The sequence below is a fragment of the Halalkalibacter oceani genome (genome assembly GCF_023715705.1).
Classification (GTDB): domain Bacteria; phylum Bacillota; class Bacilli; order Bacillales; family Bacillaceae_D; genus Halalkalibacter; species Halalkalibacter oceani_A.
Genome location: NZ_JAMBOS010000017.1, coordinates 63834 through 81817, shown reverse-complemented (window position 1 = coordinate 81817; position 17984 = coordinate 63834). Strand labels below are relative to the sequence as shown.

Here is a 17984-nt window from a genome sequence, read left to right as displayed (position 1 = left end):
ACGAGCAGCTTCTATGAAAAAGCCGATGGAGCTTCATGAGTAAGCAGCGAAGCAAAACAGCATGTCCCCCTGTGAGACGAGCCGTTTGTCTTCGTAGGACTTCATGAAAAGGGGGCAGGGAAAGCGAGATGAATATCATCCCCGTAGAAGACAAATGGAGAGCCAGGACGTTGCCGGGCGATAAAGTACAATCCAAGCGGATTGTACTTTTTTTATTGCACAAAAGATAACGCACAAGGCCTGAAGAGCACTCGTTCAGAAGAACGAGCGGCTTCTATGAAAAAGCCGATGGAACTTCATGAGTAAGCAGCGAAGCAAAACAGCATGCCCCTCCTGCAAGACGAGCCGTTTGTCTTCGTAGGACTTCATGAAAAGGGGACGGAGGAAAGCGACATGAGCATCATCCCCGTAGAAGACAAATGGAGAGCCAGGACGTTGCCGGGCCGTAAAACACAATCCAAACAGTCTGTGCTTTATCTCTTCTTATTCAATTTCAGTTTCGTCAGTGATGTTGGAGTCCTGGACTTTTTCAATTTGTAGTAGTTCAACTTTGAGGGTGAACTGGTATGCCTGGTATCTCTTTCACTTCACTAAATTGATGGGTAAAAGGAAGCTCTGTCTCATCAACAATGTTTGATGATGCATAAACGGCGAGAATGGATATGCAGGTTACACTTACGATAATGAGAAATGATGATATCGCTTTTTAAAATTTCAATTCAGTCAACCTCCTTTGTTACTTAACAACCAAACGAAAGTCATAAAACGGAATTACATCATCAATTAAAAGAAAAGACAATGCAGGTAGGATAAAGGGGGAGGAGAATAATTCTCCTACCTCAACATTTGACTTAGCACCAAAATTAATTGAGAACTAAATGTAGAATTATTGGACTTTTCCGTGAAACAAATTTAAGAAAAGCTGCATAAAAGTTTGGCTGCGCTCAGCCAATGGATAATAGGAAAAAAGGTGAACTAAAAAGGTTGGTGCTATTAAGTCAATAAAAGATTGATATAGGAATTCTAGTTCTTTTATCGAATTTAATACAAGTTGTATAGTTCAATTTAACCTAAATGCGAATATAGTTTAGAAAAAAAGCATTCAGGAGGGTCGTTCATGTCCTTAATTAAGCTGTCACTTCCTCAGACGGGAGTCCATTTATATGAGAGTAAGCATTCCAAAGGGGCAAAGGTATCGAACCATCACCATGATATTTATCAGATCCTTTACGCTCTTGATGGGGATGGGACTATTAAGATTGAGGGAAAAGATTATGAATTCTCAAAAGATCGGATGGTACTGTTGCTACCTAGCAGCGCTCACTCTATTCAAACAAAGAACAAATTAACGGTTCTTGTTCTTGCTTTTTCTAATCAGATTTCCACTTTAACAGAAATCGGAGGCATTCTTCCATTCTTTGAAAATCGTTCACATCATTTTGTTTTAGATCAATTTACCGCAGGGTTGATTCGTCACTTATTAAGAAAAATGCTATTTGAACAAACCGAGTATGATGATTTATTCAAATATGCCATTCCTACCTATCTCATTGAAATCCTCATTACTCTAGCGCGATTAAAAATGACAAATAAATATCGTGATGCCAATGAAATGCGATCAGATCAGATCCGCGATTATATTACGAGTCATTATTTTGAAAATATTAGAGCCGAAGATTTAGCGACGCAATTTGGGATTTCGACGCGCTATATGAATGGACTGTTTAAAGCCAAGTACAACATTACGCCTCTACAGTATTTACAACAAGTTCGTATTGATCGTGCGAAACAATTATTACTAGAAACAGACAAAGAGATTGTTTCCATTTGTTTTGAAATTGGTTATGAAACGCTCTCCACCTTTTACAGGTCATTCAATAATCTTGTAGGCCTTTCCCCGCATAAGTTTCGAATGAATCACTATGCCCACACTTTAGAAGAAACAGAGTAGTCTTAAAATGAAAGCGTTTCCGAAATTAGGAATTTTGATCCCTTATTGATAAGACGCCCCCCTTTTTATGCCGTAATATGAAGGTAGAAAAACAAACCAATGTATGAACTACATATATGAAAGGGGATAGTGAACATGGGTATGTACACGGTTGGCATTATTATGAATGGGGTTACTGGGCGAATGGGAACGAGACAGCATTTAATCCGATCAATTGTTGCCATTCGAGAACAAGGAGGCGTTCAGCTCCCTAATGGTGACGTGATTATGCCAGATCCAATATTAGTAGGGCGGAATGAAAGTAAGCTTCAAGCTCTAGCAAAAAGCAATGGAATCTCTAAGTGGAGCACGAATCTCGACGAGTGCTTAGAAAACCCAAAATATCCGATCTATTTCGACTCTCAGACAACGGTTCGCCGAGCAAAAGATATTCGTAAAGCGATTGCTGCCGGGAAACATATCTATTGTGAGAAACCGACGGCGACGAGTTTAGAAGAATCGTTAGAGCTAGCCAAATTAGCAAAAGATAGTGGCGTCAAAAATGGGGTTGTTCAAGATAAATTATTCCTACCAGGCTTGCTGAAGTTAAAGAGATTGATTGACTCCGGTTTCTTTGGGAAGATTCTTTCAGTGCGAATGGAATTCGGATACTGGGTTTTTGAAGGTGATTGGCAAGTGGGGCAGCGTCCGTCATGGAACTACCGTAAAGAAGACGGAGGTGGAATTATCCTAGATATGTTCGCTCACTGGCGTTATGTGATTGATAATCTCTTTGGACCAATTAGATCCGTTTCATGTTTGGGCGCAACTCACATTCCAGAGCGAATTGATGAAAATGGAAAGAAATATGTATGTACAGCAGATGATGCTGCATATGGAACATTTCTGTTAGATGATGATATAGTGGTTCAAGTTAACTCATCGTGGACGGTGCGCGTTGATCGTGATGACCTTCTTACTATTCAGGTTGATGGAACAAATGGAAGTGCGGTTGCTGGTCTACGGGGATGCAAGGTTCAGCACCGAGTGAATACGCCGATGCCGGTCTGGAATCCTGATATAGAAAATCCATTTAACTTCCAAGAGCAATGGGTAGAGGTGCCAGATAATCAGGTGTTTGATAATGGCTTTAAGGTGCAATGGGAACAGTTCCTTCGCCATGTTGTTTTAGATGAAACATTCCCGTGGGATTTATTGGAAGGAGCAAAAGGGATGCAGCTTGCTGAAATTGGTATTCAATCTTGGGAGGAGCGACGCTGGATTGATGTACCAGACCTTGAGATCAAGGAGGTTGCCGCTAATGGAGCAAATAATCAAACTACCACAGGTTGATGGCAGCTTTTTCACACACCAACTAGGGGAGCCGGCTTCGTTCGAGCTGGCCTCTCATCCCTTTCAAAGTCGGATTGCCTTTTCAGCTGCTCATGTCGTGAATAATCCGTTTGCCGATGTTAATCCACTGTCTACACCAACGATTGATTGGGAAACAACGCTGCAATATCGTCATCACTTATGGTCGCTCGGATTATCTGTAGCCGAGGCAATGGATACAGCTCAACGGGGAATGGGACTCAACTGGGAACAAGCGAAGGAATTAATTAATCGCTCTGTGGCAGAAGCACGAGCGGTGGGTGGCCGTATTGCTTGCGGTGCCGGAACGGATCATCTTGCACCAGCTCCAGACCTTACAATAGCGGACATTGAAGTAGCCTATGAAGAGCAATGCTCTTTTATTGAAGGCTGTGGTGGTCAAATTATTATGATGGCAAGTAGAGCACTAGCAGCTTGTGCAAAAGGGCCAGAGGATTACAGGAGAGTGTACGGCAATATCCTTCGTCAAGTGTCGAGTCCGGTAATTCTACACTGGCTAGGAGATATGTTTGACCCAGCCCTTCAAGGTTACTGGGGTTATGTTGACGTTGACCGTGCAATGGATGTTTGCCTAAGTATTATTACTGAACATGCAACTAAAGTAGATGGAATTAAGATATCCCTTCTTGATGCTGACAAAGAAATTGAGATGCGGCGTCGCTTGCCAGATGGTGTGAAGATGTACACTGGGGATGATTTTAACTATCCCGAGCTAATCAAAGGTGATGATCAAGGCTATAGTCATGCCCTTCTTGGGATATTTGACGCAATTGCCCCCGCAGCAGCCGCTGCATTGCAAGCCTTAGATCGAGGGAATCTTGACTACTACAACAAGATTCTTGAAAAAACAGTGCCGCTATCACGTCACATTTTTTCAAAGCCGACGTTCTCCTATAAGACAGGGATTGTCTTCATGGCCTATTTAAATGGACATCAATCACACTTCAAGATGATAGGTGGCTCTGAGAGTGCGCGTTCGGTCATTCATCTTACAAAGCTTTTTGTCCTTGCAGATCAAGCAGGGTTGTTACAAGATCCACCGCTTGCAATAAAACGGATGAATCAGTATCTGCAGCTAGCAGGGATGAAATAGAGGAGGCGAATATATGAAGAAACTGAAACCTACCGAACGGTTAAGCTTAAATCAAATTACAACAGAACAGTGGAATCTAAAAGAAGCGGTAGAAGGCTGTGCAAAGGCAAATATTCCTTACATCAGTTTATGGCGTCATAAGATTGAAGAGATCGGGTTAAAAGAAAGTAGCAGACTCGTTCGTGATGTAGGACTAGGTGTCTCAAGTGTTTGCCGAGGTGGTATGTTCCCAGTTGATTCAGATGCGGCTAAAGAGAGAAATTTTGAAGATAATCTTCGGGCAATTGAGGAAGCGTATGAGCTTAATGCTGACGTATTGGTTCTGGTCTGCGGAGCAGCCGTAAACAAGAATATTGGAGATGCAAGAAAAATGATTCGAGAAGGCATTGAAAGGCTAGTTCCATACGCAAAGGATGCTGGAGTCAAGCTTGGGATTGAACCACTTCATCCTATGTTTGCGGCAGAGAGATGTGCCATTGTTACCCTTGATGAAGCCAATACGATTGCAGAGCAATATGATGCCAATAATGTGGGGGTTATAGTCGATGTTTACCATGTTTGGTGGGATCCTAACCTGTATAAGCAAATTAAGCGTGCGACTGGACGTATTTTAGGCTATCATGTTTCGGATTGGTTAGTTCCAACACCTGATATGGTCAAAGGTCGCGGAATGATGGGGGATGGTGTTATTGAATTAATGAAGATCCGACAGGCGGTTGAGGAAGCGGGGTACATGGGGCCGATTGAGGTTGAGATTTTTAATGAGGAAATTTGGAAGCAAGACGGTCATAAGGTCCTTGCTCAGATGAAAGAGCGATACGCAGAATATGTTTAACATTTATGGCAGAATCAAGGTAAGCCTTTTTCGATAAAACTATCATTCTAGTAACCCTAGAGAGAGGAGAATTCCTCTTTCTCCTTCTAATCGTATGTATATGTAAGCGTTTTAACGAACCGTACCTTCTGTTAAAAGCTTTTACTAAGGGGGAAATGAAATGAAAAAATGGTTGTTCCTTACGATGTCTGTACTAACGTTCTTTCTTGTTCTTTCTGCTTGTGGGCAAACCACAGGGACAGATACCACGCAAGGCGATTTGCAAGAGGAAAATCCTGCAGCAGAACCCGAAACTAGCGATAGTGGGGATGCCGTAGCTAGTGACGAAAGCTATGTAATTAAGTTTGCTCACGTAGTTCGTCCCTCGACAGCTAAAGGGCAAGCTGCTGAAATGTTTGCAGATCTGATTGAAGAGCGAACAGATGGTCAAATTACAGTTGAGATTTATCCAGATTCACAATTAGGGTCTGATCGTGAAATTACCGAACAAATGCAGTCGGGGAACGTGCACATGAATGCACCATTTACTGGTGTTCTACCGTCATTTGTCCCACAATTCCAAGTTTTTGATCTACCATTTATTTTTGAAAATCCTGAAGAAGCCTATGATTCGATGCACGGGGCTCTTGGCGAGAGCTTGAATGATTACCTTGTTCCACAAGGGTTGCGAGCAGTCGGCTACTGGGATGGGGGCTTGAAGCATTTCACTAATTCAATACGTGCGATTGAAACCCCTGAAGATATGGACGGATTACGGATGCGAGCGTCACAAAGTCCACTAATTATCTCTCAATTTAGAGCATTAAACGCAGGCGGGGTTTCCATTGACTTTTCTGAACTTTATACAGCACTACAGAATGGGACGGTAGATGGTCAAGAGAACCCTTTATCGAACATTGTCAGCCGAAAGTTTTATGAGGTGCAAGATTACGTAACATTGAGTGGGCACGGCTACATGGGGTATGTTCATCTCATTAGTGAAAGCTTCTATCAAGATCTACCGAAAGACCTACAAGTGATTCTTGATGAAGTAGCAACGGAGGTTAGTTTATGGCAGTGGGAACAAGCAGCACAAGATGAAATTGCCTATATGGAAGAGTTAGAGGAGTCTGGAATTGAAATTACGGAACTGACCCCAGAAAACAGAGAGAAGTTCATTGAAGTAACAAAAGGTACATTTGATGAATTTCTTCAAATTGACGGAGCGCAGGAGCTCCTAGATCTTTTAAACAAGTAATCTGGCATGAATGAAGGGTGGCACCTGCTACCCTTCATTGTTCGTATAGACATGGCTACAAAAGGATGATGCAGGAGGGGATTCGTATGAAAAAGCTTGGGAAAGTGATCGATCATCTTGAAGAGTATTTTAGTTTCTTTTCTCTTATATTCGCATCACTATTGATTTTTGTTCAAGTTGTCCTTCGGTACGTGTTTAACTATTCGCTGTATTGGTCTGAAGAAGTGGCGAGGTATTTAATTATTTGGTTTATTTTTATCGGAAGTAGCATTGCCGTTAGGGAGAAAGCACATGCCACCGTTGATTTACTTTTAGTCTATTTGCCACCTCGATTTAAACGAATTCTGTCGATACTTGGGTCCGTCATTGCGATTATTTTCTTTGTCCTCATTTTTCAATCAGGAATACAAACCATTGAAAATGTTATGCAGTTCAACAATGTGACACCGGCACTAGGAATTCCAATGTACATGCCATATTTAGCCATCCCTGTTGGTTCCACTCTGATGATTCTGCGATTTATACAATTGATTATTGCTGAGTTACGGGGCTTTCAAGATGATCTCTTTGGTCAACCACCAACACCTGGGGAGGGGGAGTCAAGATGATAGTAATTATCCTCTTATTTATTCTATTACTCTTATCTACAACGCCGATCGCTGTTGCGATTGGATTAACTAGTATCGTTGGGATGTCACAAAGTAATATTGGACTTGATTCAGTAGCGAGGACGATGTTTGCAGGAATTGATTCTTTTTCATTGATGGCCATTCCATTTTTCATTTTTGCCGGTGATTTAATGCTCGCGGGAGGAACATCCAAACGATTGATTGACTTTGCAAAAAAGCTTGTCGGTTGGACAACAGGTGGATTGCCGATTGCAGGGGTACTATCATCTATGTTCTTCGCAGCATTGTCAGGTTCTAGTCCAGCAACCGTTGCTGCCATTGGTGGGGTGATGATCCCGTCGTTAAATGATGCGAAATATTCACCGAAGTTCTCCGTTGGGTTAATGTGTGCCGCTGGCTCACTTGGGATCATTATTCCACCAAGTATTACGCTGCTTGTCTATGGGGTCATTGCCGAAGTTTCAATTAGTGAACTCTTTATTGCTGGGATTGTTCCTGGATTATTAATTGGTTTCGTGTTGATCGTCGTTAGTTACGTTATAGCGAAAAAACAAGGACATAAGCCGGAGAGGCGAGCGAGCTTTCGTGAGATTTGGGATTCTGGTAAAAAGGCAATCTGGGGAATTTTCATGCCGCTTATTGTTTTAGGGGGAATATACGCGGGAGTTTTTACACCAACAGAAGCCGCTGCAGTCGCTATTGTGTACGGGTTACTCATCGGCTTCTTCGTGTACAAGGAACTTACAGTGAAAATCCTTTTTCAAGTGACGAAACGATCGATTGTGATTGCATCGATGGTTATGCTTGTTATCTCAACGGCTAAAGTGTTCAGTTACTATCTAACCTATGAACAAATACCAAGTAAACTTGCTACGCAAGTACTTGTTTTTGCTTCTGATCCAATTACAATTTTACTTCTGATAACGGTGGTTTTACTAATCATTGGGATGTTCATGGATCCTAGTGCTGCTGTATTGATCATGGCACCATTATTCATACCAGTTGTAATGGAGATTGGCATCAGTCCGATTCATTTTGGAATTATCATGGTCGTTAATTTAGCAATAGGGATGTTAACACCACCATTAGGACTAAACCTCTATGTAGCTTCAGGGATCAGTAAAATGCCATTAACAGACGTAACAAGAGGGGCTATGCCTTTTGTCTTTGTATTGATTGTGACCTTACTTGTCATAACCTTTGTTCCGCAACTATCAATGTACTTACCAGATCGTATCTACTCTCGTTAAGTCCAGACTGGGAAATTGGGAGGAGTGAAAGGTGAAAAATCGAATATGGCATAACGCATTTCTACTCCTTGTGCTGACAACGTTTTTTTGGGGTGGGAATGCTGTTGTTGGAAGATTTTTAGCTGAAGCAATGGGACCATTGACGATCTCTTTTATTAGGATTTTACTTTCAATAGCTATTTTTGTACCACTCGTATACAAAACGATGAAAAAAGAGTGGCTCATTGCTAGAAATCACATAAAGACTATCTTACTTTTATCGTTGTCAGGCGTAATTGGTTATAACTTGCTCTGTTACTGGGCCCTTCATTATACAACTGCTGTTCACGTTACATTGATCAACAGTGCAGCACCAATATTCATCACGATATTGGCTTACGTATCGCTAAAGGAAAGGATCACGCGCCCACTTATCTGTGCAATTCTATGTTCAATTGTCGGAGTCATAACCGTGATGACGCACGGCGAGCTTAGTAGGTTGCTACAACTACAGGTCAATGTTGGGGATCTGATTATGATTTTCAGCGTGATGTCATGGGCAGTATATTCGGTTACCCTGAAAAAGTTTATGGGGAGTTTGTCGTTCCTTTCAACATTTGGATACAGTCTTCTCTTTGCCATCCCGATGCTAGCACCTTTTACCTTGATTGAATTAATCTTTATTCCGATTCACAAGATCGGAGGGGGAGAGATCCTTTCTTTAGTCTATTTAGGTATATTTCCATCTATTTTAGCGTTTTTGTTCTGGAATCAGGCCGTTCATTTAATTGGGCCATCAAAAGCATCAGTCTTTATAAACTTAACCCCTGTATTTGGAGGGGTGCTTGCCTATTTTTTATTAAGCGAAGCATTAACTTTTGCCCACTTCATTGGAGGACTGCTTGTCTTTAGTGGCGTGTTAATTGTCAGTAAACGAACTCAGCACCCACTAAATAAGTCAGAAGAAACTAGCATTTGAACAATTTTATCAAAGTGTAAAGCAGTGAAAATGAGTATTCATCAATGGTAGGAGTGTGATTAAAGATGGTGGTACAGGAATGTTGAGAGCACTTCGTACACGCTTCTTTTGATCAAAACAATGAACTACTTGGCGAGGAGGTTTAAGCCATACAGCAACTTGCAAAGATTGATTTGTCTGGATAATATAACCCAACCTAGGAATCAAAATTTGATCTTAGACTTCGGTATTTGCCGGGGGCTTTTTGTGGAACGTCAGACCGTAGACAAAACGGCTTTGAGATATGGCTCTCAAAGCCATTTTTGCATTTTTCGTATGGTTTTCCGGAGATGGCACTGTTGGTTTGGTGCCATGTCGCCAGATTTTTCAGATTCATGGCAGCAAAAACAAGCATCGCCTGCACGGAATTTTTTTTCGAGCACCTTCAGGTTCGTCCAACGCATCCTACAAATGTGGCGTAAGACCAGCTTCTTATGGTCCCAAGTAGCAAGGTCGAAGAGCTAAACCCTGACGACTAAACAAAAAGCCTGCCGACTTTGTCGACAGACTGACACAATCCATACGGCCTGTGCTTTATCCCTTCTTATTCTCCTTCCGTTTCGTCGGTGATGTTAGAGTTTTGTACTTTCTCAATTTGTGGAAGTTCACTTTGAGGATGAGCTGGAATTCCTGGTACCTCTTTTTCCTCAATGTATAGGTGAGTAGAAGGAACCTCTGTTTCCTCGAGGAGGGTTGATGAGGCATAAGTAGCGAGAGTGGATAAGCAGGTAATGCTTACGATGATCAAAAATGAAAATAGTGCTTTTTTAAATGTCAATTCGGTCAACCTCCTTTCTTAAATAATACCTCATAAAGAAGGGAGCTTCATAATAAATTGTAAATTTGATTGCAGTTTTGTTAATTTTATTCACATTTCTTTCTCATCAATCTTCAACGTAGAAGAACTTTTGATACAGAAGTATAATGAGGGTAGTTGAAAATGTAGGGGGACGAAATAAATGGCGGTTCTCGCAGAACAGGTAAGGGTGGAAAAGGCTTTAAATCAGGCTGAGAAAAAGAAGCTGATCTTTTTGATATGCTCCGTTTTATTATTTTCGGTGATGAACGGGACGATGTTCATGATTGCGATTCCTGATATCGCGCTTTCTTTTTCACTAAGTCCTTCGCAAGTCAGTTGGGTCGTAACCGGATATATTGTGATCTATGCGATCGGGGCACTGATGTACGGCAAGCTGGCTGACATTTACCCGCTAAAAAGGTTGTTGACGATCGGGCTTAGTTTTTTTGCGTTTGGCTCGATTTTCGGGTTTTTTGCGCCGAATTTTGAAGGGGTTATTTTGGCACGGATTATTCAGGCGGCAGGCGCGTCCTCAATTGTCGCTTTAGTCTTTATTGTCCCGATCAGATACTTCCCGGAGGAGCGGGGCAAAGTGTTAGGGATCGTTTCAAGCACGATGGCATTCGCATCAGGCGTCGGTCCGGTGATCGGAGGATTTGTGGCGGGAGCGCTGAATTGGCAATATTTATTTTTAATTTCCGCGTTTGTGCTGCTAACGATTCCTTTCTTCTGGAAATGGATGCCGGACGAACAGAAGAACGAAGGGAAAGTGGATATTCTCGGAGCGGCATTTATCGCGATTGCGGTGGCGACCCTTATTTTATTTATTACGTTATTTAACTGGTGGTTCTTACTCGGCAGCATCCTTTTCTTCGGACTGTTTACGAGAAGGATCATGACGCATGACAATCCGTTTATCCGTCCCGACGTGTTTCAAAACAGCTCCTTCCGGACGACGATTTTTTCCGGGTTTTTAGCGATCATGACGATGTTTGGCATGATGTTTATGCTTCCGCTTATGCTCAGTGAGGTGAATGGGTTAAATACCCTATACATAGGCTTAACGATTTTTCCGGCTGCTTTGACTGCTGCGTTCGCCGGGAATGTCGCCGGGAGTTTGTCTGATCGGTGGGGCGGAAAGCGGGTCGTCTATGTTGCCTTCATTTTGATGATCAGCGGCTTTTTGCTATTATCGACTTTTAGCGGAAGTCCTGCTTGGGTGATTGGAGCAGTCGTCCTTACGAGTTATATCGCGTTTCCGTTTCTCCAGACAGGAACAGCGAGCTTGATCTCTTCCTCGCTCCCGAAAAATGAAATCGGGGTCGGGATGGGAATTTACAACTTATTTAATTTTATGGCCGGTGCGTTCGGGGGGGCTATTATCGGTAAAATGCTGGACTATGATAGTGAGGTTCTGCTTAATCCATTATCGATGGCACAAGGTCCGGCAATTATTTACAGCAATGTGTTTATTGGACTAATCGGATTGACGCTCGTAAACGGCTGCTTCTTTTATTTTTCTTTGCGCAGGAAAACCGAATAGCTGTTAAAGGAATGCATGAATAACCAGCGTCTGGAAATCCTAACAGTATTATCAACGTTAGGTAGGTGAGAGCATGCCAGCTATAGCATCTGTAAGCTCATATACTCCTTCTTATCAGCTTGACCAGGAGACGACGACAGAGTTTGCCCGGGAGCTATTCGCTGAAAGCTATCAGGACATCGAACGGCTATTAACGGTTTTTTCCAACGGGCAGATTGAAAAGCGCCAATTCGCTGTTCCGATTGACTGGTTTCGCAAGGATCATTCCTTACAGGAGCGCAATGATCTTTATATTCAACTGGCAACCGAGTATAGCGTGGAAGCGATAAAAGGCTGCCTCGCACATCCCCGTTTTTTGCAGTCAGAGATCGCCGTCAATGAGATTGATGCGATTATACTTGTGTCAAGCTCCGGGATGGCAACGCCAAGCCTCGATGCCCGGATTATGAATAAACTGCCTTTTTCTGCGCATACAAAGCGCATTCCGTTATGGGGCCTCGGCTGTGCGGGAGGTGCGATGGGGATGAGCCGGGCGTTTGAGTTTTGCCGTGCTTATCCAGAGGCAAATGTTCTTGTTGTCTGCGTCGAGCTGTGCAGCCTGACCTTTCAACGAAATGACCGGACGAAAAGCAATTTAGTCGGAACATCCTTATTTGCTGATGGAACGGCCTGCGCGTTAGTCATTGGAGATGACTCTGCCCTTCGGCCGCAGATCAGACAGGACTCGGTTCCGAACATTATCGCGACTGAGTCCACCTTAATGCCGGACTCTGAGGATGTCATGGGGTGGGACGTCAAGGATAGCGGTCTGCATGTTGTCTTTTCGAGGAGCATTCCTTCGATCGTCACCAAATGGCTGCGCCCGGTCGTTGAAGGATTCCTGCAAAAGGAAGACGTGACAGTCCATCAATTATCTGCTTTTATTGCCCATCCAGGCGGCCGAAAGGTGCTGGAAGCCTACAGCGAAGCTCTAGGGCTCGCGCCTGAGCTGCTCGAAGCTTCTGCTCAAGTGCTGAAGCTTCATGGGAATATGTCGTCCCCCACTGTTCTCTATGTTCTGGAGAACGTGCTGGCTAGTCCGAAAAAAGCCGGAGAGTACGGATTAATGGCTGCTCTTGGTCCCGGCTTTAGCTCAGAGCTTTTATTACTTCAGTGGGAGGAGGGCAATCGATGATCCTGGCTTATGTGTTTATTATTATCGTTATCGTTCAACGATTTGTTGAAATGGCAATAGCGAACCGAAATGCAAAGTGGATCAAAAAGCAGGGAGGCTATGAAGTCGCAGGTGAGCACTACAAGGGGATCATCGCTGTCCACGGTTTCTTTTTTATCTCGTTGCTGATCGAAATAACGATCACAAAGCAAAGCTGGACGGGGGCGTCAGCTCTTCCTTTTGCTCTTTTTTTACTGGCTCAGCTTGGAAGGGTGTGGGCGCTGTCTTCACTGGGACGCTATTGGAATACCCGGATCATGATCATACCGGGGGCCAATGTAGTAGCAAAAGGTCCGTACAAATATGTACGTCATCCGAATTATGTGATTGTCGTCCTTGAGATTGCCGTTCTCCCTTTAATTTTTCAAGCCTATTGGACTGCGATCCTGTTTACCGTTTTGAATGCGGCTGTATTGTCTGTTCGGATTAAAAAGGAAGAAGCGGCGTTAAAGCAAGCGACTAATTACAATGATGTATTTCAAAAAAGGAGACGTTTCATTCCAACCTATGAAGATTGAAATGGCGATCATAAGTAAGCTTCAAGAAAATCCGCCTGTGGTGTTTTTCACAAGTGGAAAACCGGGTATGGATAGGTAGAAGTGAATTTATGAGATGGAGGGATGACAATGAAAACATCAACGGTTAATTTCATTTTGGGGTCGGCTCTGCTCGCTGGAGGCGCATGTTTGATAAAAAGTGGCTGTCAGCAGATGCAGCGAGAAAACGTGAAGGTGCGTGAGGACATTGATGTGTGGGAAGGCGACAGGAGAGAAAGCGTCGATGCCGATAAAGTGCCGGAAGAAAAAGGACTCACCCAGCTTGATTCAGCCCATCGCAATGACTGGGTCGCGAATGGCTTTCCGCAAACACACCGGGAACAAAGCGAATTAGCAGAGGATGCCAAATGGGCGGATTCTACTTATAAGCATTAAATCTTGGCGCGAGGCTGGGACAAAAGGTTGTTTTTTTCACCTTTTGCCCAGCCTTTAAGCAATGAGCGGAACCGCCACGATCTTTTAAAGCCCGTTGTGAGTGGGTTTCTCACAACGGGCTTGTGGCGTGTGAAGCCATTGCCAGTAGGTCCAAAGCTAGTTTTGTCTCAAGCTCGCTTGTCCGATTTTCATTCAGCTTGGAAGGGCTGGAGCAAATGCCGCTTTTTGAGCGGTTCTTTTTTATGGCAGCATAATTACAAATTTATTCCACCAATTAATAAAAGATGGTAAAATGGCAATAGAAAAGAGAATTTTTTAGGGGAGGAAACATGAAAAAAGTCGGATTCAATCTATTGCTTACCATCGCTCTCATTTTTAGTTTTGGACAATTGGCAGCAGCACAAGACGTCATAAAAATTTATTTGAATGGTGAACGTTTATCTGTTCCTGTCGCTCCTGTTATTGAAAGAGGGAGTACGTTAGTACCGATGCGTCCTATATTTGAAGGACTCGGGATGAAGGTTAATTGGGACCAGTCCACGCGTACGGTTACTGGGACAGGAAACAATGTCACGACCAAATTAATTGTTGGAAAGAACAAAGCTTATGTGAATGGCGCTGAAGTGAATTTGGATGTTCCGGCAAAAATCGTCAACGGAACAACAATGGTTCCCGTTCGATTTGTTGCTGAGTCCACTGGTTGGAACGTAACCTGGAATGGTTCTACACGGTCAGTCATGATTACTTCGCCGGATTACGCCGGTACAACCCCTGCTCCTCCTGCGCCGAATCATGCCGACCGGCTTTACACCGTAAACGGTACAGGGACATATGCTGGATACTTGGAGCTAAAGGGCTTTCCGGATGAGGATAAGTACAGGATTTATCTGAAGGGGGATGCCAACTCCTATACAGTCTCGATAGAAGACGTAAGAGGGATTAATCTTAATGAGATGATAACGTGGCAATATGCAGGGCAAACGTATAGAACGCAGCGGAGAGATTTGCATCGTTATTTCTCTGACAAAACTTGGTATAATCTTGGGAATTATGATTATATCCATGAATCGCTTGAGAATACTTTCGGCCATGTCTACGTACAGTGGGTTGAAGGACTCGATTTTACCACGAATGAAGGTCCTAGCCTGGTCAATGAATATTTTAAACAAACGATGCCAGAACCGCCAAGCAACATAACCTTAACCCCTGACGCAAAGGTTGTCGTAGTTGATACACCAAGGGAAGAGCGAACCACAGAAGAAGTGATTGAGCAAATTAAAAGAAATACTCAAAAAGCGTTTGAAGAAACTCTGTCTGAGGAAGATAAAAAGTTCCTACAGGAGTGGATTAGTGAGAGGGAGCTGAAGGAGAAATATCAACTGAATCTCATACGAACGCCTGACAGCATTCGCTTTTATCATTCAGATCAAGTCATGTTAACCGAGATACTTTTTGAAATTAAAAACGTCCCTGCCCGCCTCGACGATAGAGTGGTGAAGCAGGGGAGTGGTGTTCGCTATCAATATGTAAGAAATGACCCGTTCGGTTCTCAAGGACTTTACTTTAACCGAAATGATGTAAAGGATGCTGGTTTAATCGACTGATTGGAAAGAGCTGAAAAAAAGTTACGGGAGTCCGTTCAGGGCTCTTTTTCTTATGGCAAACAAGGGTCAGCATAAACCGGAATAAAGTAATCATGTTGCAAGCAGAACAGAAGAGGCGAGAAGAGAGCTGGGGAATTCATTTTAATTAAGAGGGGATTTGTCAATTGGGCATGATACTCAGAAGCGGCCCGCTCTTTTAGCAGCGCGGGCCTTGGCGACATATCCAAGGTTTTCTCCAGGATGAAATCGTGATACAGTAAGGAAATCAATAACGTCCAAGTGAGGTGTAAAGTGTGACAAAAAAGCGAAAACAGCGATTTGAAGTGCAGGAAACGGAAACGATAGCCGACTGTCTGGAACGGATGAAAAAAGAAGGCTATCAGCCGGTTCGCCGTTTGGAGAAGCCCATCTTTGAGGAAAAGGGCTCAAAACAGCAGAAAGAGTATGTTCCTGTCCGCCAGCAAATCATCTTCGAAGGAATACTGCTAGAAAACGAACGTTAATAGTCTGACATTTTTTATCGTTCGACTATTTGTTGACACCCTAGCTCGATCCTTGTAAGATAAAGCTATATCGAATGATCAAAAGCGAATAAGAACCTCATATAATCTTGGAAATATGGTCCAGAAGTTTCTACCCGATTGCCGTAAAAAATCGGACTATGAGGGAAAGTGACAGTGGTACATGTCTTCTTACTTGTGCCCTGTAGCCGAATGAAAGCGCAAGAGTGGCTTCCTTTCTCTCATCTGAGCAGATTAGAAGCCGACTCTTGCGCTTTTTTCAACAAATAAGATTTCATAAAATTCGGGAGGTTGTCTAAAAAGAAAGCCGTTATGCGGTTATTGGGCAGCCTGGGAAAGTTCGCAGGAGGAGAGGAGTTCACGATGCAACCTGAAGTTGGAGTAATCATGGGAAGTACGTCAGATTGGGAGACGATGAAAGCAGCTTGTGACATTTTGGAGGAGCTTGATGTTCCTTATGAAAAAAAAGTCGTATCTGCTCATCGGACTCCCGATTTAATGTTTGAATATGCGGAACAAGCTCACACTAGAGGAATAAAAGTCATTATTGCCGGAGCTGGAGGGGCGGCTCATTTACCGGGAATGGTAGCGGCTAAAACGACTGTACCGGTGATTGGCGTCCCCGTTCAGTCAAAAGCATTAAACGGGCTTGATTCACTCCTCTCCATCGTTCAAATGCCAGGCGGCGTACCGGTCGCCACGGTGGCGATCGGTAAGGCTGGTGCGACCAATGCCGGTCTGCTGGCAGCGCAAATTCTTGGCACACACGAGGAGAACGTTCGTCTTCGGTTAGAGGAACGCCGTGAAAAAACGAAACAAGCTGTATTAGAAAGCAGTGAAGAACTATGAGCAGAACAGTCAAACCAGGATCAACAATTGGAATGATCGGCGGCGGACAGCTCGGCCGGATGATGGCGATTGCTGCGAAGCAAATGGGCTACCGCATCGCTGTTTTGGAGCCGACGGCTGATTCCCCGTGTGGCCAGGTGGCTGATATTGTCATTGAAGCGGCTTATGATGACCGCGATGGTGCGAAGCGCCTTGCCGATGTGTCTGATGTGATTACGTATGAATTTGAAAATATTGACGGGGAAACGGCCAATTGGCTGACGGAGCAGGCTGATTTTCCACAGGGGGCAAAGGTGCTTGCTTTGACGCAGCATCGTCTGCGCGAGAAGGAAGCGATTCAGCAGGTCGGGCTGCCGGTCGCTCCATTTAAAGCGATTCACCAGCTTGGAGATGTCAGCGGAGCGGAAGCGGAAATTGGCTTTCCAGCTGTCTTAAAAACGTGCCGTGGCGGGTATGACGGAAAAGGGCAGCGGGTCGTCAAAAGCCAGGCCGAGCTTGAGCAGGCAGCAAAGGAGCTGCTCGCGCATGGCGAATGCGTGCTGGAAGCCTGGATCCCATTTGAACTGGAATTATCGGTAATCGTCACCCGCTCACGTCATGGTGAGGTAACGGTCTTTCCGGTCGCCCGTAATGAGCATCGGGAAAACATTCTGCACCGCTCTCACGTGCCGGCAGGGGTGGACGCGAAAGTATGTGAGCAGGCGGAGCAAATGGCCTTCACCCTCGCTAACGAGCTCAGAGTAGTCGGGACGCTTGCGGTTGAGCTCTTTATGCTTAAGGATGGCAGATTATATGTCAATGAGCTGGCGCCGCGTCCACATAATTCCGGTCATTATACGATCGAGGCGTGTGAGAGCTCGCAATTCGAGCAGCATATCCGCGCTGTCTGCGGTCTTCCGCTCGGGTCGACATCGCTTCGCTCGCCGGTGGTGATGGAGAATATCCTCGGTGAGCATATGGAACGGATTCTTGCTGCGGTGGATCAGCTGGCTGATGTAAAGCTGCATTTATATGGAAAGAAAGAAGCGAAAGTGAAGAGGAAAATGGGGCATGTGACGGCTACGGCCGCGACGGTCGAAGAAGCTTGTCAAAAGCTGGAGCAGCTTCACAGGGCGAATGTGCTAGAATAGAGAAGAAATTGAATATAAGCGGAGGCTGGT

The 17984-nt window shown here is 44.1% G+C and carries 17 protein-coding genes, 1 pseudogene and 1 riboswitch; of the genes and pseudogenes, 16 read left to right on the top strand and 2 right to left on the bottom strand.

Features of this window, described 5'->3' with window-relative positions; translation table 11 throughout:
- Nucleotides 1-1117: 1117 nt before the first annotated feature.
- The 8 genes from M3212_RS14980 to M3212_RS22310 all read left to right on the top strand — a co-directional run bounded on the left by M3212_RS14980 (nucleotide 1118) and on the right by M3212_RS22310 (nucleotide 9324).
- Nucleotides 1118-1951 (top strand): AraC family transcriptional regulator, encoded by an 834-nt coding sequence (locus tag M3212_RS14980; RefSeq protein ID WP_251194783.1) that lies wholly within the window; start codon nucleotides 1118-1120, stop codon nucleotides 1949-1951.
- Between the two features lie 135 nt (nucleotides 1952-2086).
- Nucleotides 2087-3283: a Gfo/Idh/MocA family protein gene (locus M3212_RS14975; RefSeq protein WP_251194782.1), complete on the top strand. Its 1197-nt coding sequence runs from the start codon at nucleotides 2087-2089 to the stop codon at nucleotides 3281-3283.
- Complete coding sequence (locus M3212_RS14970; protein WP_251194781.1) at nucleotides 3252-4415, top strand: dihydrodipicolinate synthase family protein; 1164 nt, start codon at nucleotides 3252-3254, stop codon at nucleotides 4413-4415. Before M3212_RS14975 ends, M3212_RS14970 begins: the two co-directional genes overlap by 32 nt.
- Nucleotides 4416-4428: 13 nt before the next feature.
- Entirely contained in the window at nucleotides 4429-5250 is an 822-nt protein-coding gene (locus tag M3212_RS14965) for a sugar phosphate isomerase/epimerase family protein (RefSeq protein WP_251194780.1), read from the top strand.
- Between the two features lie 160 nt (nucleotides 5251-5410).
- Nucleotides 5411-6487 carry a TRAP transporter substrate-binding protein gene (locus M3212_RS14960; RefSeq protein ID WP_251194779.1) on the top strand — a complete coding sequence of 359 codons (1077 nt, stop codon included), beginning with the start codon at nucleotides 5411-5413 and terminating at the stop codon, nucleotides 6485-6487.
- Between the two features lie 86 nt (nucleotides 6488-6573).
- The gene (locus M3212_RS14955; protein WP_251194778.1) at nucleotides 6574-7095 is read left to right on the top strand and encodes a TRAP transporter small permease; all 522 of its coding nucleotides are present in this window, start codon (nucleotides 6574-6576) and stop codon (nucleotides 7093-7095) included.
- Nucleotides 7092-8366: a TRAP transporter large permease gene (locus M3212_RS14950; protein WP_251194777.1), complete on the top strand. Its 1275-nt coding sequence runs from the start codon at nucleotides 7092-7094 to the stop codon at nucleotides 8364-8366. Before M3212_RS14955 ends, M3212_RS14950 begins: the two co-directional genes overlap by 4 nt.
- Nucleotides 8367-8397: 31 nt before the next feature.
- Complete coding sequence (locus tag M3212_RS22310; protein WP_251194776.1) at nucleotides 8398-9324, top strand: DMT family transporter; 927 nt, start codon at nucleotides 8398-8400, stop codon at nucleotides 9322-9324.
- 196 nt (nucleotides 9325-9520) lie between these two features.
- Here the strand turns inward: M3212_RS22310 and M3212_RS22415 are convergent.
- Nucleotides 9521-9767: pseudogene (locus tag M3212_RS22415) on the bottom strand (hypothetical protein); the annotation flags it as partial.
- Nucleotides 9768-9907: 140 nt separating this feature from the next.
- The gene (locus tag M3212_RS14940) at nucleotides 9908-10141 is read right to left on the bottom strand and encodes a hypothetical protein (protein ID WP_251194775.1); all 234 of its coding nucleotides are present in this window, start codon (nucleotides 10139-10141) and stop codon (nucleotides 9908-9910) included.
- A gap of 181 nt (nucleotides 10142-10322) precedes the next feature.
- Between M3212_RS14940 and M3212_RS14935 the strand changes: the two genes are divergently transcribed.
- From M3212_RS14935 to purK, 8 genes are all read left to right on the top strand, one after another.
- Nucleotides 10323-11705: an MFS transporter gene (locus tag M3212_RS14935; RefSeq protein ID WP_251194774.1), complete on the top strand. Its 1383-nt coding sequence runs from the start codon at nucleotides 10323-10325 to the stop codon at nucleotides 11703-11705.
- A 73-nt stretch (nucleotides 11706-11778) separates the two neighbouring features.
- Nucleotides 11779-12879 (top strand): type III polyketide synthase, encoded by a 1101-nt coding sequence (locus M3212_RS14930; RefSeq protein WP_251194773.1) that lies wholly within the window; start codon nucleotides 11779-11781, stop codon nucleotides 12877-12879.
- On the top strand, nucleotides 12876-13436 hold the full coding sequence (locus M3212_RS14925) for an isoprenylcysteine carboxyl methyltransferase family protein (RefSeq protein ID WP_251194772.1): 561 nt from the start codon (nucleotides 12876-12878) through the stop codon (nucleotides 13434-13436). Before M3212_RS14930 ends, M3212_RS14925 begins: the two co-directional genes overlap by 4 nt.
- Nucleotides 13437-13544: 108 nt before the next feature.
- Nucleotides 13545-13850 carry a hypothetical protein gene (locus tag M3212_RS14920; RefSeq protein ID WP_251194771.1) on the top strand — a complete coding sequence of 102 codons (306 nt, stop codon included), beginning with the start codon at nucleotides 13545-13547 and terminating at the stop codon, nucleotides 13848-13850.
- 329 nt (nucleotides 13851-14179) lie between these two features.
- On the top strand, nucleotides 14180-15454 hold the full coding sequence (locus tag M3212_RS14915) for a copper amine oxidase N-terminal domain-containing protein (protein WP_251194770.1): 1275 nt from the start codon (nucleotides 14180-14182) through the stop codon (nucleotides 15452-15454).
- 293 nt (nucleotides 15455-15747) lie between these two features.
- A complete protein-coding gene (locus tag M3212_RS14910) occupies nucleotides 15748-15957 on the top strand; it encodes an NETI motif-containing protein (protein WP_251194769.1) in 210 nt (69 codons plus the stop codon).
- A gap of 77 nt (nucleotides 15958-16034) precedes the next feature.
- Nucleotides 16035-16136: riboswitch (purine riboswitch) on the top strand.
- Between the two features lie 202 nt (nucleotides 16137-16338).
- On the top strand, nucleotides 16339-16824 hold the full coding sequence (gene purE / locus M3212_RS14905; RefSeq protein ID WP_251194768.1) for a 5-(carboxyamino)imidazole ribonucleotide mutase: 486 nt from the start codon (nucleotides 16339-16341) through the stop codon (nucleotides 16822-16824).
- Complete coding sequence (gene purK, locus M3212_RS14900) at nucleotides 16821-17954, top strand: 5-(carboxyamino)imidazole ribonucleotide synthase (RefSeq protein WP_251194767.1); 1134 nt, start codon at nucleotides 16821-16823, stop codon at nucleotides 17952-17954. The genes purE and purK overlap by 4 nt, the downstream gene beginning before the upstream one ends.
- The last annotated feature ends 30 nt before the right edge of the window (nucleotides 17955-17984 follow it).